Genomic DNA, 17,164 nt, shown 5'->3' with positions numbered 1-17,164 from the left:
CCGGATCGACCCCGGATCCACAGGGCACTGAGGGGCACTGGTGAACGACCGACAGGACCCGTACGCGCACGACCCGTACGCACAGCAACCGCAGGTGTACGGCTACGACGCCTACGGACAGCCGGTGTACCAGCCGAACGCCCCGGAGCGCGTGTACGACCAGTACGGCCAGGCTCTTGCGCAGCAGTACGGCCACGACGGCCACGAGTACGGGCAGCAGCACGGGCAGCAGTACGGGCAGGACGGCGGGTACGGCGCCGGCGCGACGGGAGCGCAGGGGCAGCAGCAGGGCTACGGCCATGACCCGTACGGCGCAACGGGGCAGCAGAGTTACGACGCGTACCCGGCCGCACAGCCGCAGACCCGGCAGCAGGAGTGGATCCCCCGGCAGGCGGGCGCCCCCGTCCACGAGGAGCCGGCCCACCGGGCGCCGGAGCAGGAGCCGGTGCCGATGCCGGAGCCACGGCGGGCCCCGGACGCCTCCGAGGCCCCCGCGGCGCCGGACTACCGCACCGAGCAGTTCTCCTTCATCGAGGAGCCGGACGAGGACTCCGAGGACGTCATCGACTGGCTCAAGTTCAGCGAGAGCCGCACCGAGCGCCGCGACGAGCGCAAACGCAAGGGACGCAACCGCGTCGTCGCCCTCGTCGTCGCGGCTGTCCTCGCGCTCGGCGGCGGACTCGGCTACCTCCTGCTCGGCGGCTCCGACGCGAAGAAGGGCACGACGGCGAGCGGCGGCGGGCAGAAGCGCGACGTGATCGTGGTGCATCTGCGGCAGACGAAGGGCGGGCTCAGCTCCACCGCCCTGCTCGTCGACAACGAGACCACCAAGAAGGGCACCACGGTCCTGCTGCCGAACGCGCTGGCCGTCTCCAGGGAGGGCGGCGGCTCCACCACGCTCGGCAAGTCCGTGCAGGACGAGGGCACCGGCGCCACCCGGGACGCCCTGAACGCCCTGCTCGGCGCCGACATCAAGGGCAGCTGGCGACTGGACACCCCCTACCTGGAGAACCTCGTCGACCTGGTCGGCGGCATCGTCGTCGACACCGACGTCACCGTCCCCGGCGCGAAGTCCGGCGACCGCCCGCTGGTCCGGCAGGGCAAGGCGCAGGACCTCAGCGGTCAGATGGCCGTCGGCTACGCCACCCACCGCGCGCCCGGCGAGAGCCCGGACAAGCAGCTGGTCCGGTTCGGCCAGGTCATGCGGGCCGTGCTGAAGAAGATGCCCGACGACCCCGGCCCCGCCACCACCACGGTGGACTCCCTCGCCCAGATCCCCGACCCCTCCCTGTCGGTCAAGGAGCTCGGCGCCTCGCTGGCCCAGCTCGCGAAGCAGGCCAAGAACGGCTCGTACGACACCGCCGTGCTGCCCGTGCAGAAGGACGGCACGCTCAGCGCGCAGGCGACCGACAGCGTGGTCAAGGACGTGCTCGGCGGCACCGTCCGCAACACCGACCCGGACGCGACGCCCCGGGTGAGCGTGAAGAACGCCACCGGAGGCAAGACCGCAGGCCAGTCCGCCCAGGTCACCCTGGTCAACAGTGGCTACACCCACGTCGACGCCGGCACGGCCCCGGCCGCCGCCGCCTCGACGGTGACCTACGCGGACGACAAGCGGGCGGCCGAGGCCAAGGAGGTCGCCAAGACGCTGGGCCTGCCGGCCGGCGCGGTGAAGAAGGCGGCGGGCGCGCCCAACGCGGACATCACCGTCACCCTGGGCAAGGACTACAAGGGCTGAGCCGCCGCTCCGGGCCGTTTCGGCGACCGGGCCTCCGGGCCCGGCCGAAACGGCCCGGAAAGCGGTTGGCGGGTCGTGAGACCCTTGAGAGGTACTGACCCTCTTTATCGAAAGCATGGCTTGTGACCGCCACGGACCGCTCCATCGAGCTGATCAAGGCCGCCGCCCAGGCGGCCGCCGACAAGCTCGCGCACGACATCATCGCGTACGACGTCAGCGACGTGCTGTCGATCACCGACGCCTTCCTGCTCGCCTCCGCCCCCAACGACCGCCAGGTCAAGTCGATCGTCGACGAGATCGAGGAGCACCTCAACAAGGAGCTCGGCGCCAAGCCGGTCCGCCGTGAGGGCGACCGCGACGCCCGCTGGGTGCTGCTCGACTACGTCGACATCGTCGTCCACGTGCAGCACAGCGAGGAGCGTGTCTTCTACGCCCTGGAGCGGCTGTGGAAGGACTGCCCCGAGATCGAGCTGCCGGCCGACGCCGTCGCCACCCGGGGCAAGGCCGCCGAGCACGCCGAGAGCCAGGCCGCCGCGGCCGACCTGGACGGTGAGCTGAGCTGAACGCCGCGGACACCGGCACCACCGCACCCGCCCCGGCCGGCCGCGGCCGCCGCATCGTCCTGTGGCGGCACGGGCAGACCGCCTGGAACGTGGAGCGCCGCTTCCAGGGCTCCACGGACATCGAGCTGACGGACACCGGTGTCGCCCAGGCGCGCCGGGCCGCCCGGCTGCTGGCCGCGCTGCGGCCGGACGCCATCGTCGCCTCGGACCTGCGACGCGCCGTGGCGACCGCCGCCGAGCTGGCCGCCGTCACGGGCCTGGAGATCGCCTCCGACGCCGGGCTGCGCGAGACCTACGCCGGAGCCTGGCAGGGCCTGACGCACGACGAGATCATCGCGGCCTACGGCGAGCAGTACGCGGCGTGGAAGCGCGGCGAGCCCGTGCGGCGCGGCGGCGGCGAGCTGGAGACCGAGGTCGCCGACCGGGCCGCCCCGGTCGTGCTCGGCGCGGCCGAGAAGCTGCCGGACGGCGGCACGCTCGTCGTGGTCAGCCACGGCGGCACGATCCGCACCACCATCGGACGGCTGCTCGGCCTGGAGCCGGGGACCTGGGAGGCGCTCGGCGGCCTCACCAACTGCTGCTGGTCGGTGCTGGGCGAGGGCGCGCGCGGCTGGCGTCTGCTGGAGCACAACGCCGGCACGCTCCCCGAGCCGGTGCTCGGCGACGACGTCTGAGCGGGCCCGAAGGACCGACGCCGGCGGCCTGCCGGGACCGGATTTCACATCTGGGCAGGTCGCAGGCTAAAGTTCTTCTTGTTCGCGGGAAACGCCGGGGGAAACGCCGGAAGACCTGAGAACAGCGGGGCTATAGCTCAGTTGGTAGAGCGCCTGCATGGCATGCAGGAGGTCAGGAGTTCAATTCTCCTTAGCTCCACAATCCGGACGATCCCGTCTCCCTCTCAGAGGGAGGCGGGATTGTTTGCTGTTGCGGCACGTTCCCATGGCAGAATCGGACGGCCGGGTGCGGACGGGGCCGAAGGGGAGGGAAAGCGCCATGTCGCTGTGCGTCCTCAAGGGGGTCGGCGTTCCTCGCGGCGCGGCTTCCCGTCACGGGCACGACGCGCGCAGACGCGTTCACGGACGTGTTCACAGCTGCGATTCCTCGCTCCGCACGGCCCGCCGCCACAGGGGGAGCTGACCGATGGGTGCACACAGCCGGAAGTGCGACTGGTGCGGCAGCGGAACACCGATCGTCCGCGACATGGAGCCGCTCAACTCCGCGTATCAGTACTGGTGTGTGGAGTGCGCGCGGGCGCTGATCATAAAAGGCGACCCGATCGAGACCTACCGTGAGCTCGAGGGCGAGCCCATCTACGGCCGGCTGCTCGACGAGCACTGCGCGCTGAAGCGCTTCTACTCCTTCGCCAGGGCCTGAGGCTCCGCCAGCGGTGCGCTCCGGGGCCCCGCATGCCGCCGACCGGTGAGGCCCACGACGGCCGCCAGCACCAAGAAGGCCGCGCCGAACGCCGGATAGCCGGCGGACAGCAGCATCTGGCCGCCGTTCTGGTGCAGTTCGAGCCGCGCCTCCGAGACGTGCGGGACCCACCACAGGGCGTACGAGAAGAAGAGCGCGCCGGTGCCCGCGGCGATCGCCCACCACGCGGCGCTGCGCCGGACCACCGCCTCCGAGACGAGCAGCAGCGTCATCGGGACGCACCACACCCAGTGGTGCGACCACGAGACGGGGCTGACGATCAGTGCCGTCGCGGCGCAGGAGAGCGCGCCCCAGGCCGGCGCGGTCGGCTCGGGCCCGTACAGCCGCGCCCTGACCGCGATCCCGAGGCCGAGCAGGGCCACGGCCGAGGCGACGACGAGCCACCACGGGCCGGGGTCGCCGGTGTGCAGCAGCCGGGCGAGGACGCCGCGCAGCGACTGGTTGGCGGTGTCCTCGGCGGGTCCGGCCCGCCCGGCGGCGAACACGGTGCCCGTCCAGAAGCGGTGCGCGTCGTAGGGCAGGACGAGGGCGCCCACGGCCACCGTGCCGGCGAAGGCGGCGGTGGCGACGAGGGCCTGCCGCAGCCAGTGGCCCGCCCCGGGCCGCCGCGCCAGGCCCGAGAGGGCCAGGAAGACCACGAAGAGCGCCGGGGTGAGCTTGATGCCCGCCGCGAGGCCGGTGCCCACACCCGCCCAGCGGTGGGCCGCCGGCCGGGTCAGATCCCACAGCACCAGCACGGCGAGCAGCAGATTCACCTGCCCGTAGCGCAGCGTCGTCCACACCGGTTCGCACCAGACGCACAGGGCGGCGGCCGCGAGGGTCACGGCTGCCCGCGGCGGGCGGCGGCCGATCAGCCGCAGCGAGAGGTGGACGAGCGAGATGAGCAGCGCGAGGTTGGTGAGCGTCGCGAGCACGCGCAGCGGGGCGGTGGCGAGCAGGGTGAGGGGGGTGAACAGCAGCGCCGCGAAGGGCGGGTAGGTGGCGAGGAGGCGCGCGTGGGTGGCGCGCATCGCGTAGAGATCGCCCCCGTTCCGTACGGTCCAGCCCTCCGCCCGGTAGACCAGCAGGTCGATCATCGAGACGTGGGCGAGGTACTGGGCCAACCAGAGGCAGCCGAAGGAGACCACGCAGCCCGCGGTGGCGAGCAGCGTGCCACGGCGGGCTGTCACGAGGCTCGGCTCCGGGAACCTCCGGGACAAATCGTCATCAGACGGACGACGCTACCCTGTGCGGGCTCGTTTCAAGCGCTGACGGGCCATCGATTTGGCAGATGGCGGGGAGGTCCGTGTAATGTAGTCGATGTCGCCGGGGGAACCGGGCGGGAAAACAAAACAAGGGGCTATAGCTCAGTTGGTAGAGCGCCTGCATGGCATGCAGGAGGTCAGGAGTTCAATTCTCCTTAGCTCCACAGTGAATGAACGGGTCGTCCGAATAGGGCGGCCCGTTCAGCGTTTTCCGGACCGCCGTCCGGATCGCGGGTGCGGGTCGCCGTCGCGTGCCCGGTCCTGCTCCTGCCTCCGGTCCCCGCTCTGCTCCTGGCTCTGCTCCTCCCGGGCGAGGTACAGCGCGAGCGCGGGACAGCGGCGTACGGCCCGCTGCGCACGTCCCCGCAGATGCGCCGGCACCGTCGTGTCCGCGAGCGACGGATAGCCGTCCCGGCCCAGCCGTACGAGCTCCGGCACCAGTCCCGCGCACAGCCCGTGGCCCGCGCACAGCGTCCGGTCCACCGCCAGCCGCTCCGCGCCCTCCCGGCTCTCCGGTGCCCCCGTCCGGGTGGGGGCGGGCAGCGGCAGCACGCCCGCCGTGCCGCGCCCGCAGCCGCCGCCCAGGACGTGGGCCGCCAGATCGTCCGTGAACGCCGCCAGGGCGCTCAGGACGAAGCGCGCCGAGCCGTCCGGGTTGCGGCACGCCCCGCGCCCGCGCAGCCCCCGCACCGCCTCCCGTACGCCCTCCAGGGCGCCCGGCCCGGCCACCACCTCCGCCAGCGCCCCGGCCAGCGTGGGCAGGCCGAGCCGGCACGGCCCGCACTGCCCGGCCGACTCGGCCGCCAGCCAGTGCGCCACCCGCGCGGTCTCGCCGAGCGGGCAGGTGCTTCCCGGCAGCGGCAGCACCGCGCCCGCGCCGAGCGTCCCGCCGGCGGTGGCGAGTGCGTCGCGGGAGACCGCGGCCCCGTACGCCGTCGCCGCGTCGAGCCACCCGCCGTGGTAGCCGCCGACGAGCACGCCCTGGAGGGCGGGATCCGCGCCGCAGGTGCGCAGCACGTACCCCATCGGGACCCCGCTCGGCGCCTCGACCACGCACGGCCGCGGCACCCCGCCGGAGAGGGTGAGCAGCAGGGTGCCGGGCTCGGCCGGTGTGCCGGTCGCGGCGTAGCGGTCCGTGCCGAGCCGGGCGGCCACGGCGAGTTGGGCGAAGGTCTCGGCATCGGACAGCAGGGTCGGCACACCGCCCAGACCCTCCTCGCACGCGCGCGCGTGCCGCCCGGGCGGCACGGCGGGCCCGCCGCCCGCGGCCCGCAGCAGGGCGGACGCCTCGCCGGAGACCAGCCGTTCGGGCAGGCGTACGACCCGGGCGCGTACGGTCCGGCCGCGCCGGTCGGTGAGCCCCCGCTCGGCCAGCGCCTCCCGCACGGACGCCTCGGCCCGCTGCCGGGTCACCCCCACCACCAGGGTGCGGGCGCCGAGCACCTCGGCGGCCAGCAGAGCGCCGTCGAGCACCAGATGCGGGGCGCGGCCGAGCAGCACGGCGTCCTTGCGGCAGGCGGGCTCGCCCTCGCAGCCGTTGACCACCACCACCGGCCGGACGCCCCGCCGCCGCGCGGCCTCGCCCACCGCCCGCAGCTTCCGCGCGAAAGGGAATCCGGCGCCGCCGCGCCCGCGCAGCCCGACGCCCTCGGCGAGCCGGGTCAGCCGGTCCTCGGTGAGGCGCGGTGCGCAGCCGTGCACGGCCAGGTGCATTCTGCGGTCCAGCCGCTCGGCCCCGTCGAACCCGGCTGTCAGCCGTGGCAGCCCGAGGCCGATGACGTCCGGCAGCTCGGGGAGCGGGCGCCCGGTCACCGGTTCCGGCCCGAGGTCTCGCGCGCGAGATGGCGCGGTGGGCGGGCGGCCGGGCCGGGTGCCCCGCGCCCGAGCGCGTGCTCCGGGCGGGGGCGCGGCACGGCCGGTACACCGCGCCGGGCGTGGGCACCGGCGGGGGCGGGGCGGCGGGCGGGCACCTCGGCCGCCCGGGACCGGCGGCGGGCGTGTACGCACCGCGCGACGAGCGCCGCCGCCACCGCCGCGAGGCACAGCACGTAGCAGCCCGTCACCCAATCCGCCGGGGTGCGACCGGACTTGAGGCCGTGCAGGACGGCGGCACACCAGGCCGGGTACGCGCAGGCGTGCAGGGCGCGCCACCGGCGGGCCGCGTGCCCGCGCCCGGCGAAGGCGCTCCGCAGGGCACCGCTCGCCGCGGCGAGCACCATGAGGTACCCGGCGAGCGCGCCGAGCCCGATGAGCGCGCCGCTGCCGCCCGGGCCGCCCGCGCCGGACGGGAAGGGCAGCAGCGCGGCAGGGCCCACCCGGGTGTCCGCCACCTTGAGCGTGACGTGCACGAGGAGGAAGCCGAGCGCGCAGACTCCGGTCGCGCGGTGCACGCCCTGGGCGAGCAGCCGGTCGCGCGGGGACAGCAGCAGCCGGTCGGTGGCGAGGAGCCCCCAGGCGACGGTCGCGGTGAGCGAGACCAGGGCGAGGACGCCGCCCGTGTGGTCGAGGAAGCGGTGCAGGTCCATGCCCCCGCACGCTAGGGAGCGCGTAGGGCGTACGTTCCGCTTCGCGCAAGCTCGGCGACCGGGGCCCTCGTGACTGCTAGCGTCGGTCCGTTCTGCGGTGTTCCGCCGGATAAACCCGGCCGCCCGTCCAACCGGTCCGTCGCACCCGCCCGGGGGTCTCACACGGCGGCCGTCTGTGCGGGCCCTTCGGCCGCTGCGGTAACCTGACCCCATGCGTGCCGTACGCCTTCTGCTTAGCGGGCCGCGCTGATCAAAGCCGACCGGTGACAGTCCGGTCGGCATCGGCGCGGCGTCCCCTCCTGTGCGAGGGGCTTTTTCATTTCCCGGACCGCATGCAGAGACGACGATCGATGGAGCTTTGAGGACGATGAGCGAGACCACTTCCGCCGCCGAGCCGGCTGCCCCGCACCGCTACACGGCCGCGCTGGCCGCTGACATCGAGGCACGCTGGCAGGACTTCTGGGACGCCGACGGCACCTACGAGGCGCCCAACCCCACCGGTGACCTGGCGGGCGACCCCGAGGTCGTGGCCCGGCCCAAGAAGTTCATCATGGACATGTTCCCGTACCCCTCGGGTGCGGGCCTGCACGTCGGCCACCCGCTGGGTTACATCGCCACCGACGTCTACGCCCGCTACCACCGCATGACGGGCCACAACGTCCTGCACACCCTGGGCTTCGACGCCTTCGGCCTGCCCGCCGAGCAGTACGCCGTGCAGACCGGTACGCACCCCCGGGTCTCCACCGAGGCCAACATCGACAACATGAAGGCTCAGCTGCGCCGGCTGGGCCTGGGCCACGACAAGCGCCGGTCCTTCGCGACGATCGACCCGGACTACTACAAGTGGACCCAGTGGATCTTCCTGCAGATCTTCAACTCCTGGTACGACGAGGACGCGAAGAAGGCCCGGCCGATCAGTGAGCTGGTCGCCCAGTTCGAGTCCGGCGAGCGGACCGTCGACGCGGGGCGCGCCTGGAGCGAGCTGAGCGAGGCCGAACGCGCCGACGTCCTGGGCGAGTACCGCCTGGCCTACGCCTCCGACGCGCCCGTCAACTGGTGCCCCGGCCTGGGCACCGTCCTGGCCAACGAGGAGGTCACCGCCGACGGCCGCTCCGAGCGCGGCAACTTCCCCGTCTTCAAGTCCAAGCTGCGCCAGTGGAACATGCGGATCACCGCCTACGCGGACCGCCTGATCGACGACCTGGACGCGCTGGACTGGCCCGAGGCCATCAAGCTCCAGCAGCGCAACTGGATCGGCCGCAGCGAGGGCGCCCGCGTCGCCTTCCAGGTCGCCGGCCGCGACGAGAAGATCACCGTCTTCACCACCCGCCCCGACACCCTCTTCGGCGCCACCTACATGGTGCTGGCCCCCGAGCACCCTCTGGTCGACACCGTCGTCCCGGCCGAGTGGCCGCAGGACACCAAGGACGCGTGGACCGGCGGCGCCCGCACCCCGGCCGACGCCGTCGCCGCCTACCGCAAGCAGGCGCAGTCGAAGACCGACGTGGAGCGCCAGACCGAGGGCAAGGACAAGACCGGCGTCTTCACCGGCGCGTACGCCCTCAACCCGCTGACCGGCGAGCAGATCCCCGTCTTCGTCGCCGACTACGTCCTGATGGGCTACGGCACCGGCGCGATCATGGCCGTCCCCGGTCAGGACGAGCGCGACTGGGAGTTCGCGACCGTCTTCGACCTGCCCATCGTCCGCACGGTCCAGCCCCCCGAGGGCTGGGAGGGCGAGGCGTACGGCGGCCAGGGCCCGGCGATCAACTCCGCCAACGCCGAGATCGACCTCAACGGCATGGACGTCGACGAGGCCAAGCGCACCGTCATCGCCCACCTGACCGAGCGCGGCATCGGCGAGGGCACCATCAACTTCCGGCTGCGCGACTGGCTGTTCAGCCGTCAGCGCTACTGGGGCGAGCCCTTCCCGATCGTCTACGACGAGGCCGGTGTCGCCCACCCGCTGCCCGAGTCGATGCTGCCGCTGGAGCTGCCCGAGGTCGAGGACTACTCGCCGCGCACCTTCGAGCCCGACGACGCCGACACCTCCCCCGAGACCCCCCTGTCCCGCAACGAGGACTGGGTCAACGTGGAGCTGGACCTCGGTGACGGCGTCAAGCGCTACCGCCGCGAGACCAACACCATGCCCAACTGGGCCGGTTCCTGCTGGTACGAGCTGCGCTATCTGGACCCGCGCAACAGCGAGCAGCTGGTCTCCGCCGAGGCCGAGCAGTACTGGATGGGCCCGCGCGAGGGCCAGCCGCACGGCGGCGTCGACCTGTACGTCGGCGGCGCCGAGCACGCCGTGCTGCACCTGCTGTACGCCCGCTTCTGGTCCAAGGTGCTCTTCGACCTGGGCCACATCGCCTCGAACGAGCCGTTCCACAAGCTCTACAACCAGGGCATGATCCAGGCGTTCGTCTACCGCGACAGCCGGGGCATCGCCGTGCCGGCCACCGAGGTGGAGGAGCGCGACGGGAAGTTCTTCCACCAGGGCGAGCCGGTCAGCCGGGTCCTGGGCAAGATGGGCAAGTCCCTGAAGAACGCCGTCACGCCGGACGAGATCTGCGCCGAGTACGGCGCCGACACCCTGCGCCTGTACGAGATGGCCATGGGCCCCCTGGACGTCTCGCGCCCCTGGGACACCCGTGCCGTCGTCGGCCAGTACCGGCTGCTGCAGCGTCTGTGGCGCAATGTGATCGACGAGAACACCGGAGAGGTCACCGTCGTCGACGCCGAGCCCGACGAGGCGACGCTGCGCGCCCTGCACAAGGCCGTCGACGGCGCCGGGCAGGACATGGCGAACCTGCGGTTCAACACCGCCATCGCCAAGGTCACCGAGCTGAACAACTTCGTGACCAAGCTGCCGGAGGTGCCCCGTTCCGTCGCCGAGCGGATGGTGCTGCTGATCGCGCCGCTGGCCCCGCACATCGCCGAGGAGCTGTGGCGCAAGCTGGGCCACTCCGGCTCGGTCGTGCACGAGGCCTTCCCCGTGGCCGACCCCGCGTACCTGGTCGACGAGGCCGTGACCTGCGTCGTCCAGATCAAGGGCAAGGTCAAGGCGCGTCTGGAGGTCCCCCCGGCGATCTCCGACGAGGAGTTGGAGAAGGTCGCGCTGGCGGACCCGGCGGTCGTCGCGGCGCTGGGCGGCGCGGGCATCCGCAAGGTCATCGTGCGGGCGCCCAAGCTCGTGAACATCGTTCCCGCGTAAGGGCCTTTCCGGACGGCCCACGGTCGTCACGGACGGTCTGAGGGTTTGTCCCTACGGGCAGGTTGGGGGTTCCGCTGGAACCCCCAACCTGCCCTTTCCGTTTACGGTGGAGGGGTAACGCAGATCGGTCGGACCGACCCCGCTGAGGAGCGCTCATGGAAGCCGTGGCCGTGATCGTCGCGCTGATGTTCGCGGTCTTCGTCGCGCTCGGGGTGATCGCCGTGGTGAGGTCGGTGCGCGCCGTAAAGCGCGGCGTGGACCGTACCGTCACCCAGGCCCGCCGCACCGTCGAGGACACGCGACTGAAGGCCAAGCAGTACGTGCAGCCCGGGGCGCCCGGCGAGGTCGCCGAGCTGCGCCTGTCGCTGCGCACATCGATGCGCGCCACCCAGGAGGCCCTGCGGGCCGCCGCACCGGACGACCCGTCGCTGTCCGAGGCCCTGGCCCTCTTCAAGCGGCTCAGCACGCACGGCCAGGAGATCGACGCCGACCTCAAGCGACTGGAGGCCGAGCCGGACAAGGCCCGCGTCACCGGGAGCCTGCCCGAGCTGCGCGAGCGCGTGGAGCGCGTCACGCACTCGGCGGATTCGCTGCGGTGGGCGGCACAGGACCGGGCGCGGCAGTTCGCCGACGACGATCTGGCGCTGCTCAGCGAGCAGATCCGCATGGAGGCCGGGGCGCTGCGGCACTGGACGACGGAGGAGGAGCCGCACGCCGCTCCCACGGGCGCCGGAGCCGGTGCCCGGACGCCGGGCGCGGGTACAGGCGTCGGCGCGGAGGGCCCGGAGGCCGCGACGACGGCCGGGGCGGAGCCGGAGCGGCCCGCGATCACCGCGCGGGACGCGTGGCGACAGCCCGGCTACTCCTGGCAGAAGACCCGCAGGCCCGAGAGCACGACCTGAAGTGATCGCGGGCCCACGGCCCGCACTGCCGTCCGTGGGCCCCTGCGGGTAATCTCCGGAGCATGCCCCGCCATGTCGCGATCGTCACCGACTCAACGGCCTACCTGCCGCAGGAGGCGATGGAGCAGCACGGCATCACCGCCGTCCCGCTGGCGGTCGTCCTGGGCGACCAGGTCCTCGAAGAGGGCACCGAGATCTCGGCCCGTTCCGTCGCGCAGGCGCTCCAGAAGCGCAAGCCGGTGACCACGTCGCGGCCCGGCCCCGAGGTCTTCGCCGCCGCCTACCGCGCGGCGGCCGACGCGGGTGCCACGGGGATCGTCTCCCTTCATCTGTCCGCCGAGTTCTCCGGCACCTACGACGCGGCCGTCCTCGCGGCGCGGGAGGCGCCCGTACCCGTGCGGGTCGTGGACACCGGGATGGTCGCCATGGCCCTCGGCTTCTGCGCGCTGGCCGCCGCGGACACCGCCGCCGCCGGTGGCACGCTCGACGAGGCGGTGGCCGCCGCCGAGAAGCGCGCGCAGGGCACGGCCGCGTACTTCTACGTCGACACCCTCGACTACCTGCGCCGGGGCGGCCGTATCGGGGCCGCGCAGGCGCTGCTGGGCTCGGCGCTCGCCGTGAAACCGCTGCTGCAGCTGGACGGCGGCCGGATCGAGATGCGGGAGAAGGTCCGTACGGCTTCCAAGGCCATCGCCCGCCTCGAAGAGATCGCCGTGGAGCGGGCTGCCGCCGCCCCGGTCGATGTCGCGGTCCATCATTTGGCCGCCCCCGAGCGTGCGAACGACCTCGCGGACCGGTTGCGGGAGCGGGTGCCGGGGCTGGTGGACCTGCACGTCAGCGAGGTCGGCGCGGTCATCGGGGCGCACACGGGGCCGGGGCTGCTCGCGGTGGTGGTCTCGGCGCGGTAGCGCCGGGGCGCGGTCTGAGCGCGGGTTGGGGCGGCCTGGGCCGGTCTGGTCTGGTCCGGTCGGGATCGAGCCACCTGTTCGGGTGGTGGGGTTTTCCACAACCGACGGGTTATCCACGGGATTTGGGCTGTCGAAGCGGGTTCGCTCGAAGGCGTCTACGGTCACGTTCCATGACGACTCGATCACGTGCCGCGCTTGCTGATGCTTCCGCTCCCGCGCTGAGCCAACGGGCGGCGGCGCTGTTCAACGGGCCTGGTCCTGACGCGGCGTCCGATGCGGGGAGCGGGGACGCGATGTCCGGTGTGCGCCCGGCGGCGGGGGTTTCGCGCCGTGTTTCCTCCAGCGGGGACGGTGGCGGTGGGTTCCCCCGGGTTGCTGCGGGTGCGGGATCGGGGCCGGGGAGAGGGACGGGTGGGCCGGCCGGGTCGCGGCCGCCGGGGCACGGCAGCCCGGATCCGCCCGATCCCGTCCGGCGGCGGGCCGGTTGGCGCGTCGCCGTGGGGGAGCGGATGCCGCTGTGGGTGCAACTGCGGTGCGGCCTCGAACCCAGGACCCTTGCCGCGCTGACGGTCGTCCTGATCGCCGCGAGCGTCTTCGCCGCGTACCACTTCTGGACGGGGCGCCCGCAGACCGTGCGGGCACCCGTCCGTGAGCTGCCCGCGGCGGTGGCGGCCCCGACGGCGGCGGCGATGCCGACGGTGACAGCGGTACCGACGGGGGCTTTGGCGAGTGTCCGCCCGAGCGGCGTCGTGGTGGTGGATGTGGCGGGCAAGGTGCGCAGACCCGGCATCCAGCGGCTGCCGTCCGGATCGAGGGTGGTCGACGCGCTGAACGCGGCGGGCGGATCCCGGCCGGGTACGGACACCACCGGCCTCAACCGGGCGCGCGTGCTCACGGACGGCGAACAGATCGTGGTCGGCGCCACCGCGAGCCCTCCGGTCGCCGGGGCGGCGGGGAACGCGGGCGGCCCGGCCGGGTCGGGCAGCCCGGGCGGCCCCGGCGGTTCAGGGAGCCCGAGTGGCCCGATCAGCCTCAACGCCGCCACGGTCGACCAGCTCGACACCCTCCCGGGCGTGGGTCCCGTCCTCGCCCAGCACATCATCGACTACCGCACCCGGCACGGCGGCTTCCGCTCCGTCGACGAACTCCGCCAGGTCAACGGCATCGGCAACCGTCGCTTCACCGACCTCCGCCCCCTGGTCCAGCCGTGAGCCCGCCGACCCGCTACGACCCAGGAGCCGCGCCCGGGGCGCACCGGCCGGTCCCGACGACGACCGCCCCGCCTGCCGCACCGACCGGCTCCGGCGGCGGTCCTGCCCGGCCCACCGGGCAGGCCCCGGCCCTCGTCCCCGGGCAGGCCCGTGCCCGTCCGGACGGTCCCGCCGACCTGCGGCTGATGGTGCCCGCCCTCGCGGCCTGGGCGGCCGCGGCGGGCGCGTTGACGGCGGACGGGAGCGTGGTCGCTGTCGCCTGCGGGGCGGCGGTGGTCATCGCCGGGGCTCTGGTGGCCGTGGCGCGGCGATGGACGGTCGCACGCGTGGGCGCGGCGGTCGCGGTGGCGGCCGTACTGCTGTGTGCCGCCGTCGGCGCCGCGGCGGCAGCCCTGCGGGCGGCCGATACGCACCGGGGCCCGCTTCCGGAGCTGGCGCGGCAGTACGGGGAGGCCACCGTCGAGCTGACGGTTGTTACGGATCCACGGCCCGTCCGCCCGCACGTGCGCGGAGCGGCCCGCACCACACCCGCCGTCGTGTTCGAGGGTGAGGCGACCCGGGTCGTCACGGGGCGCGGCACGGTCGCCACCCGCACGCCCGTCCTGCTGATCGCGCCGCGTTCCTGGCTCGGGCTGCTGCCGTCGACCCGGCTCCGCGTCGACGGCAGACTCGCCCCGCCCGCCCGGGAGGGCGACCGCGTCGGCGCCGTGCTCCGCGTCGGAGGCAAGCAGCCCCCTCGGGTCGTCGCGCCCCCTGCCGCGCTCCAGGTCACCGCCGCCCGACTGCGATCGGGCCTGCGCGAGGCCACGGACGGACTCGCGCCGGATGCCCGCGCGCTGCTCCCCGGGCTGGTCGTCGGCGACACCGCCCGCGTTCCGCCCGATCTGGAGGACGCGTTCCGGGCCACCGATCTGACGCACCTTCTGGCGGTCTCCGGCAGCAACCTCACGATCCTGCTGGTCGTGCTGATCGGGCCGCCGCATCTGGCCACCCGCGCCGAGCGCCGGGGGCTCGCCGCCCGGCTCGGGGTGCCGCTGCGGTTCACGGCGGTGCTCGGCGGTGTGCTCGTGCTCGGGTTCGTCATCGTGTGCCGCCCCGAGCCGAGCGTGCTGCGGGCCGCCGCGTGCGGTCTGATCACGCTGCTGGCGATCGGGACGGGCCGGCGCCGCAGCCTGCTGCCCGCCCTGGCGGCAGCCGTGCTGCTGCTCGTGCTCTACGACCCCTGGCTGGCCCGCAGCTACGGCTTCCTGCTCTCCGTCCTGGCCACCGGAGCCCTTCTGACCCTCGCTCCCCGCTGGGGCGACGCGCTGCGGCGACGGGGTGTCCCGGCGCGTGTCGCGGAGGTCCTCGCGGCGGCGGCCGCCGCGCAGGCCGTGTGCGCGCCCGTGATCGCCGTACTGGCGGCGCGCGTCAGCCTGGTGGCCGTTCCGTGCAATCTCCTGGCCGAGCCGGCCGTCGCCCCCGCCACCGTCCTCGGTTTCGCCGCACTCGCTGTGGCCCCGCTCGCGCCGCCCGTCGCCGAGGGACTCGCGCGGGTCGCCGGCTGGCCCGCGTCCTGGATCGCCACGGTGGCCCGCACCGGTGCCGAGCTGCCCGGCGCGGAGCTCGGCTGGCCGGGCGGGTGGCCCGGCGGGCTGGCGCTGGCCGCGGCCACCGCCGTCGCCGCGCTCGCCGCCCGCCGGCTGATCCGCCGCCCTTGGGCGTGCGCGGGCTGCGCCCTGCTCCTGCTGGTCGCCATCGTCCGCCCGGCCCCGCTGACACGGGTCGTCACCGGCTGGCCGCCGCCCGACTGGCGGCTGGTGGCCTGTGACGTGGGCCAAGGCGACGCCCTGGTCCTCGCCGCGGGCGGCGGCACCGCCCTCGTCGTGGACGCCGGGCCCGAGCCACGGGCCGTCGACCACTGCCTGCGCGCGTTGGGTGTCGAGAAGGTGCCGCTCCTGCTGCTGAGCCACTATCACGCCGACCACGTCGACGGGCTGCCCGGCGTACTGCGCGGCCGCGCGGTCGGCGTGATCCAGGCGACGCCGTTCGCCGAACCGCCGGGCCAGGCCGCGTTCGTACGCCGCGAGGCCGCGCGGGCGGGGGTCCCCGTCGTCGCCGCGGTGCCGGGGGAGCGGCGCCGCCTGGGAGCGCTGTCGTGGGAAGTGCTGTGGCCACCGCCCCGGGGCACGTCCTTCGTGGCGGAGGAGGGGCCCAATGACGCCAGCGTCACCCTTCTCGTCCGTACCGCCGGGCTCACCTTCCTCCTGCTCGGCGACCTCGAACCACCCGCCCAGCGGGCCCTGTCGGAGGCCCGCCCGGACCTGCCGCCGGTGGACGTCCTCAAGGTCGCGCACCACGGATCCGCTTACCAGGACCCGCAGTTGATACGCAGGCTCCACCCACGGCTGGCACTGATCTCGGCGGGCGCCGACAACCCGTACGGCCATCCGTCGCCCCGCACGGTCGCGGCCCTGCGCTCCCGGGGAGCGGTGGTCCTGCGGACCGATACCGACGGCCCGGTCGCGGTGACCGGCGCGGCCACCGCCATCAAGGGGGGAAAGGCGAGGTCGGCGGGGTGGAGATGACCCGAGGACGACACGGGGGTGACATTGTCGGACGTAGGTCTGTGGGCTGATGCCACATCAGCTCCCGTGAGGCATAACTGATCCATGGATGCCATCAACACCGACGCCTACCTCCGCCGGATCGACGCGACCCGGCCCGCCGCCCCCGACGCGGACGCCCTCCGTGAACTGTGCCTGCGTCACCTGAGAGCGGTGCCCTTCGAGAACCTGTCCATTCACCTCGGCGAGGAGATCGTGCTCGACGGCAAGGCCCTCGTCGACAAGATCGTGCACGGCCGGCGGGGCGGCTTCTGTTACGAACTCAACGGCGCCTTCGCCGAGCTGCTGACCGCGCTCGGCTACCCGGTGACGCTGCTTTCCGGCCGGGTCATGGGGGAGGAGGGGCTCGGTGTGCCGTACGACCACCTGGTGCTGCGCGTCGAGACCCCCGAGCCCTGGCTGGTCGACGTCGGATTCGGCCGCAACAGCCACTACCCCCTCAGCCTCACCGAGCGGGGCGACCAGAGCGACCCGGCCGGGGTGTTCCGGATCGCCGAGACCGAGGAAGGAGACATCGACGTCTTCCACGACGACGTGCTGCAGTACCGGATAGAACAGCGCCCCCGGCAGCTGGCCGAGTTCGAGTGCGCCTGCTGGTGGCACCGCACCTCGCCGAAGTCCCACTTCACCCAGAACCTGGTCTGCTCCCGGCTCACCGAGAACGGACGGGTCACGATCAGCGACCGAAAGCTCGTGATCAGCGGCGCCTCGGGCAGACGGGACCGGACGCTGACCGAGGACGAGATCCTGCCCGCCTACCGGACGCACTTCGGTATCGACCTGGACGAGGTACCCGAACTCCGCGCCACCCGCTAGCCC

At 73.7% G+C, this 17,164-nt stretch carries 13 protein-coding genes and 2 tRNA genes; 12 read left to right on the top strand and 3 right to left on the bottom strand.

Annotated features, from left to right (window positions below; translation table 11 throughout):
• The first annotated feature begins 40 nt into the window (after window positions 1–40).
• The 5 genes from AB8O64_RS12540 (at window position 41) to AB8O64_RS12520 (ending at window position 3,675) form a co-directional block, all read left to right on the top strand.
• The gene (locus tag AB8O64_RS12540; protein ID WP_370419255.1) at window positions 41–1,738 is read left to right on the top strand and encodes a LytR C-terminal domain-containing protein; all 1,698 of its coding nucleotides are present in this window, start codon (window positions 41–43) and stop codon (window positions 1,736–1,738) included.
• Between the two features lie 122 nt (window positions 1,739–1,860).
• A complete protein-coding gene (gene rsfS / locus AB8O64_RS12535) occupies window positions 1,861–2,301 on the top strand; it encodes a ribosome silencing factor (protein WP_130877705.1) in 441 nt (146 codons plus the stop codon).
• Window positions 2,298–2,975 (top strand): histidine phosphatase family protein, encoded by a 678-nt coding sequence (locus AB8O64_RS12530; RefSeq protein WP_370423853.1) that lies wholly within the window; start codon window positions 2,298–2,300, stop codon window positions 2,973–2,975. The genes rsfS and AB8O64_RS12530 overlap by 4 nt, the downstream gene beginning before the upstream one ends.
• A 126-nt stretch (window positions 2,976–3,101) precedes the next feature.
• Window positions 3,102–3,174, top strand: a tRNA-Ala gene (locus AB8O64_RS12525).
• A 267-nt stretch (window positions 3,175–3,441) separates the two neighbouring features.
• On the top strand, window positions 3,442–3,675 hold the full coding sequence (locus AB8O64_RS12520) for a hypothetical protein (RefSeq protein ID WP_130877703.1): 234 nt from the start codon (window positions 3,442–3,444) through the stop codon (window positions 3,673–3,675).
• On the opposite strand, the gene AB8O64_RS12515 is transcribed toward AB8O64_RS12520, so the two are convergent.
• The gene (locus AB8O64_RS12515; RefSeq protein ID WP_370419252.1) at window positions 3,654–4,904 is read right to left on the bottom strand and encodes a glycosyltransferase 87 family protein; all 1,251 of its coding nucleotides are present in this window, start codon (window positions 4,902–4,904) and stop codon (window positions 3,654–3,656) included. The genes AB8O64_RS12520 and AB8O64_RS12515 overlap by 22 nt on opposite strands.
• A 166-nt stretch (window positions 4,905–5,070) precedes the next feature.
• Here AB8O64_RS12515 and AB8O64_RS12510 point away from each other — a divergent pair.
• Window positions 5,071–5,143, top strand: a tRNA-Ala gene (locus AB8O64_RS12510).
• A gap of 37 nt (window positions 5,144–5,180) precedes the next feature.
• On the opposite strand, the gene AB8O64_RS12505 is transcribed toward AB8O64_RS12510, so the two are convergent.
• Together AB8O64_RS12505 and AB8O64_RS12500 are read right to left on the bottom strand one after the other, a co-directional pair.
• On the bottom strand, window positions 5,181–6,791 hold the full coding sequence (locus AB8O64_RS12505; RefSeq protein WP_370419250.1) for an NADH-ubiquinone oxidoreductase-F iron-sulfur binding region domain-containing protein: 1,611 nt from the start codon (window positions 6,789–6,791) through the stop codon (window positions 5,181–5,183).
• The gene (locus AB8O64_RS12500) at window positions 6,788–7,504 is read right to left on the bottom strand and encodes a hypothetical protein (protein WP_370419248.1); all 717 of its coding nucleotides are present in this window, start codon (window positions 7,502–7,504) and stop codon (window positions 6,788–6,790) included. Before AB8O64_RS12500 ends, AB8O64_RS12505 begins: the two co-directional genes overlap by 4 nt.
• A 367-nt stretch (window positions 7,505–7,871) precedes the next feature.
• On the opposite strand from AB8O64_RS12500, the gene leuS reads away from it, so the two are divergent.
• From leuS to AB8O64_RS12470, 6 genes are all read left to right on the top strand, one after another.
• Complete coding sequence (gene leuS / locus AB8O64_RS12495) at window positions 7,872–10,718, top strand: leucine--tRNA ligase (RefSeq protein WP_370419246.1); 2,847 nt, start codon at window positions 7,872–7,874, stop codon at window positions 10,716–10,718.
• A gap of 155 nt (window positions 10,719–10,873) precedes the next feature.
• On the top strand, window positions 10,874–11,620 hold the full coding sequence (locus tag AB8O64_RS12490) for a hypothetical protein (RefSeq protein ID WP_370419244.1): 747 nt from the start codon (window positions 10,874–10,876) through the stop codon (window positions 11,618–11,620).
• A gap of 62 nt (window positions 11,621–11,682) precedes the next feature.
• Window positions 11,683–12,528, top strand: coding sequence for a DegV family protein (locus tag AB8O64_RS12485; RefSeq protein ID WP_356456252.1), 846 nt, complete (start codon window positions 11,683–11,685; stop codon window positions 12,526–12,528).
• A 509-nt stretch (window positions 12,529–13,037) separates the two neighbouring features.
• Window positions 13,038–13,739: a helix-hairpin-helix domain-containing protein gene (locus AB8O64_RS12480; RefSeq protein WP_370419242.1), complete on the top strand. Its 702-nt coding sequence runs from the start codon at window positions 13,038–13,040 to the stop codon at window positions 13,737–13,739.
• Between the two features lie 185 nt (window positions 13,740–13,924).
• Window positions 13,925–16,306: a ComEC/Rec2 family competence protein gene (locus AB8O64_RS12475; RefSeq protein WP_370423852.1), complete on the top strand. Its 2,382-nt coding sequence runs from the start codon at window positions 13,925–13,927 to the stop codon at window positions 16,304–16,306.
• Between the two features lie 84 nt (window positions 16,307–16,390).
• On the top strand, window positions 16,391–17,161 hold the full coding sequence (locus tag AB8O64_RS12470) for an arylamine N-acetyltransferase (protein ID WP_370419240.1): 771 nt from the start codon (window positions 16,391–16,393) through the stop codon (window positions 17,159–17,161).
• The last annotated feature ends 3 nt before the right edge of the window (window positions 17,162–17,164 follow it).

Source organism: Streptomyces sp. QH1-20 (genome assembly GCF_041283565.1).
GTDB classification, from domain to species: Bacteria; Actinomycetota; Actinomycetes; order Streptomycetales; family Streptomycetaceae; genus Streptomyces; species Streptomyces syringius.
This window is presented reverse-complemented; position numbering and strand designations above follow the sequence as displayed.